The 3,110-nt window shown below is 41.7% G+C and carries 1 protein-coding gene; it reads right to left on the bottom strand.

Annotated features, from left to right (window positions below; translation table 11 throughout):
• Positions 1–136: 136 nt before the first annotated feature.
• Positions 137–2,872 carry a class I SAM-dependent DNA methyltransferase gene (locus PSE7429_RS22310; RefSeq protein WP_009629658.1) on the bottom strand — a complete coding sequence of 912 codons (2,736 nt, stop codon included), beginning with the start codon at positions 2,870–2,872 and terminating at the stop codon, positions 137–139.
• Between the last annotated feature and the right edge of the window lie 238 nt (positions 2,873–3,110).

The raw sequence follows: 3,110 nt of genomic DNA, 5'->3' as shown, positions 1-3,110 counted from the left end.
GCGGCGCTTCGCGCCGCCTCTCTCTTCTGGGTTTTATGTCCTAACAAGATTGGCTACAGCTATATATCTCAGGAATCAGGAAAAAGATGAAAATTTGTAAGTTTCTTGATTAGTTCACTTTGCAAAAATGTCGATTTTAGACACTTTTCGCACCAATGACGGGTAAGCCTTGTTTTTCACGTTCCGCTAGTTGCAGATTTAGCTCTAGTAGCTTACTCAAGATGTCGTCATCTTCGCTAAACCCATAGGCTTGCAGGACGAGTTTATCGAGTTTGGCATGGAGTTTATAAAGTTGGCTGGCGGGTTCGTGGAAGTATTCGTTATAAAGTTTGGTGATGCCCCATTGTTTGCTTTCCATTTGTTGACTGCGATATTGATGAAGTTCTTGCATGGCGGCGCGAATCTTCTCAATGGTTTGTTTTGTTTTGGTTGAGGTTTTGGGATCGAGTTGTGGGAATGGAAAAGTTTCAAAACAGGTGTTATGGGTGTAGCGAGTTCGATCTTCTAATGTAGAACTTTGCGCTTTTACCCATTGCCGATGTACTTTTGATGTCAAAATCCCCAATACATAAAAATCATCAGAGGCAATAATAGTAGTGGAATTATTTGGCAGCCAGTCTGTTTTAGCTGGCAAGAAAATAAACCATTTAGAATGACTAGGAGCAATAAAGTATGTCATATTTTGAGAAATTTCTTTTCTCATTTTGGGAGCAATTTCACCATACTTCCACCAATTAAGCCTTCTAACATCCCTGCGGTTTTTATCTCGTTCTGGTTTGACAGTATCTTTAATATGCTTAAACGGAGACTTGTACGTAATAGCATCCTCAAGACTCATATTATTGAAATCAATAATCCAACGACTAGGTGAACCGTTGGGAACGTCTGTTAAATCTCCCGCCGAGATAGTAAGTTTGAGTACTTCTTTATTTCTATGATCTACTTTAATCCATTCTTCAACTTGCGTGAAATCTATATAAAAACCTTTTCCTAGAGGTATTATGCCTTGAAACCCAATATTGAGGTTAGCCTTTAACCTTACCGCATGAGTTACATCAATCTCCGCTTGCAAAGATGTATTGATTCTTGAAACCTCTTGTCCATCAAGACTATAAACATTAGGTTGGATTTTGCACCAATTTGCTATGCTTACATGAACCGAAGCCTCTCCTGACCATTCTTGCGTAGAGACTGCATCATGGATATAGCCGCCATTTTGAGCAATATAATCAAGAGAAGCAACACGACTTTTTCCTTGACTAATGGAATTTGTTGCAACTAATCCAGCCCGCCCTTTCTCATCTAAATTATCGTGAGCAATCCGAAACCAATAAGAACAAAAATCAACTGAATCTTTAACATCAGGAAACTTAGCAAATACTCGATCTATGTAGTCGTCACCTAAGTTTAAGCGCATTCTCTTCCCGCCCAAAAACGGCGGATTCCCAATAATTGCGTCAGCCTTAACCCAATCCGTAAACAAAGCATCCTTACAAACAATATTCTGATCCAACGTATCCAAAGGCAAAGAAGACTCAGGCAGATTTAACTTCCTGATCGCCACACCACGCCCGATCATCAGCGTCACCTTCGCCAACTCCACCGCAAACGAATTAATATCCATCCCAAAAAATTGCTGTGGAGTCACCAAAGACATATATTCTCGCGACGGATCGAGACCCTGCAAACGTTGCAACAAATCAAACTCCACCGACTTCAATTCCTGATAAGCCACATACAAAAAGTTACCCGAACCACAGGCAGGATCGAGAATCTTGTACTCGCTTAACTCCTGATGTAAAGCTTGTAACTCCGTCAAAGAATTTGCCGCATTAATGCGATCGCGCCAATAATCCGCGATCGTTGGTAACACAATCCGCTTAATATCCCCCTCAGAAGTGAAATGAATCCCATGCGCGTGACGCTTTTTCTTGCCCTCATCCGACTGAAAAGCACCCTCAAAAATATTCCCAAAAATCGAAGGACGCACCTTTGACCAATCCGCACCCGCAGCCGTTTCTAAAATCCTTAACTCGCCTATTTCCAACTCAATCGGATGGATTTCCTTAAACAAACCACCATTAAAATACTGCACATCCTGATAGCGACCCGCAGGCGTAACACCCATCGTATTCATCGCCTGAAACAAGCCACCCAAAACATCAAAGGAACTCAGCTTATTGTCGATGCAATCCTTCACACATCTCGTAAACAAATTATCAGGCAATAGATCCAAATCTTCCGCAAACATCGCTAACACGCATTGCAACACAAACCGTTGCGCTTGCAATTCTGAATATTCGCGCCATTTGCGATCGCGTCCCCTGACAAGCAAAGCATTATACAAATCCCCCAACCGTCTCGCCGCCTTCTCCGTAATCACCGTCTGATTATTCCGAAATAAAGGCGTAGTCTTACTGCCACGCATGAAACTAAAAGCAGACTCACACCTTGGTAATTCTTCTAAATGGATAATATCAACAGGTTCATCGGACTGATTATCAAAATCGTAAATATGGAACTCATCAAAATTGCAAAACATCACATAGCGCGGACGATTTTCCTTTTTTAAGCGCAAATAGTAACGCCCAGCCTGTTCCCAAATTTGGCGATCGCGTAAGTTCACACCCCGACTCTTCATCTCGATCAAGATCCGCCCATCCCAAACCAAATCTGCAAAGCCTGTTTTCCCCGTCTTGCTGCTATTTTTGATTACCTCCTCATACCGCGCCCCCGACTCCAATACACCCCCATGTCCAAACGCCTGAAAAAATCGATCTAAAAAAGTTTGCGCCTCGCTCTTTTCGCTCCCCTTAATCTTCCCTGTGACAAAAGCCACAAAATCACTAAGATTTTCAATGCGATCAGCCATGAATAAGCTCTTAATTTTGACAAAAATTTATCTAAATCACATCTTAGCAAAATATATAAAAAATAGCGATCGCCTTGCTAATTAGTGTAGGGCAACCGCACACGTTCATGAATAAATAACGAAGACTAAGGTGAAACTATGTTTAAGGCGTTAAGTATATGCTTGAGATAGTTGTCATCCCATCCAGCTTTAAGTCGTTTAGTCTTGACTCCGACCTTAGTTTTTTTGTCACGGGAAA

The sequence above is a fragment of the Pseudanabaena biceps PCC 7429 genome (genome assembly GCF_000332215.1).
In the GTDB taxonomy this organism is placed as follows: Bacteria; Cyanobacteriota; Cyanobacteriia; order Pseudanabaenales; family Pseudanabaenaceae; genus Pseudanabaena; species Pseudanabaena biceps.
The sequence above is the reverse complement of the archived record's forward strand: the minus strand, read 5'-3'. Positions and strand labels throughout refer to the sequence as shown.